This is a genomic window from Paenibacillus sp. J22P90 (genome assembly GCF_059692195.1).
The window spans coordinates 1-1,664 of the sequence record NZ_JCAUAY010000028.1; the positions used below are offsets into that span (position 1 = coordinate 1).

Below are 1,664 nucleotides of genomic sequence, written 5' to 3' on the forward strand. Positions count from 1 at the left end.
TGATATGCTCCCCTTACGGTAGACAGGTGAAATAATAAAACCTGTTGCTGTAAGGGGAGCTTTTTCATGTTTAAAAAATATGGAGCTGCGGAAAAACTCATTATCCTTAATGAAGTATCAAGTGGACAATTAGGTTTTCTAGCTGCAGCTAAGAAATATGGGATCAATAAAACGACATTAATGAAGTGGCAACGTCGGTACAAGCTGTATGGTTACGAAGGGCTAGAGAGTCGTGCACACAATCAGAGTTATAGTGCTGAACTTAAACTGAGCGCGGTGAAAGACTACCTTGAGGGGGGATTGTCTCAATATCAGATCATCGATAAATACAAGATTGCTAGTACAAGACAGCTTTTCAACTGGATTCAGAAGTATAATGGTCATAGCAGCTTAAAAGCCTACAAAGGGGAAGTAAACGCTATGACAGAGGGTCGCTCTACAACATATCAAGAACGGATAGATATCGTTCAATACTGCTTGGCACATCAACATAATTACCAGAAGACAGCAGGACAGTTTCAAGTCTCTTACCAGCAAGTGTATCAATGGGTCAAGAAGTTCGAAACTGTCGGTCAAGAGGCGTTAAAGGATGGTCGAGGACGGAAGAAAGCTCCCGAAGAGTTATCAGAGGCCGATCAGCAGAAACTCGAGATGAAGAAGATGGCCTATGAAATGGAGCGGCTTCGGGCGGAAAATGCATTTCTAAAAAAGCTACAGGAATTACAAAGGAGGCGAAGCTAAGCCAACATCGCCATGAAAGTGTCTATCTTGCTATTCAAGCGCTTCAGGGAGAAGCGTCAATTAGCGTTCAGCTTCTGTGTGAAATTGCAGGGATTGCACGCTCAAGCTATTATAAGTGGCTAAATCGCAAGCCTAGTGCTCTTGAGATGCAAAATGAGCAACTGACGCAGGTGATGATGACTATCTATGAGAAAGTCGAGCGTATCTTTGGCTACCGTCAATTAACCCTACACATGCGCAAACAAACTGGTAAAGCCATCAATCATAAGCGTGTGTACCGGCTTATGAAGATAAAGGGAATTCAGTCCGTGATCCGTAGAAAGAAAAAGAAATATGAGCATTCTACGCCGCAACAGGTTGCGGAGAATCTTCTGAATCGTAAGTTCCAAGCAGAAACGCCAAATGAGAAGTGGGTAACTGACGTAACAGAATTCAAGTATGGAAATGGCCAAAAAGCTTATTTAAGCGCCATTCTCGACCTCCATGATAAAACGATTGTCTCCTACGTACTGGGGCATTCCAACAACAATCCTCTCGTCTTTCAGACGTTGAAACTGGCTCTACAGGTTGCACAAGGAAGCAAGCCAATGCTCCACAGTGACCGTGGTTTTCAGTATACGTCAATACAGTTTAAGAAAATGTTGGACGAAGCTAAAATGAAGCAGAGCATGTCCCGCGTTGGTCGCTGCATCGATAACGGCCCCATGGAATCCTTCTGGGGTACACTGAAATGCGAAAAGTATTATTTACATACCTACAACTCTTTTGATGCCCTTAAAAAGGACATAGATGACTACATGTATTTTTACAATTTTGAACGGTTACAAGCAAAACTAAACGGCCTCAGTCCGATTGAATTCAGGACCAAGGCCGCTTAAATAATTTTTATTTATTGTACTGTCTACTTGACGGGGTGCAGTTCA

The 1,664-nt window shown here is 42.7% G+C and carries 1 protein-coding gene; it reads left to right on the plus strand.

What is annotated here, in order from left to right; genetic code table 11:
* The first annotated feature begins 66 nt into the window (after positions 1-66).
* Positions 67-1,619 (plus strand): IS3 family transposase gene (locus AC58UX_RS32610; RefSeq protein ID WP_497260162.1). Its coding sequence is split into 2 segments (ribosomal slippage): positions 67-715 and positions 715-1,619, totalling 1,554 coding nucleotides; the frame shifts between segments, so codons are not numbered across the junction.
* The last annotated feature ends 45 nt before the right edge of the window (positions 1,620-1,664 follow it).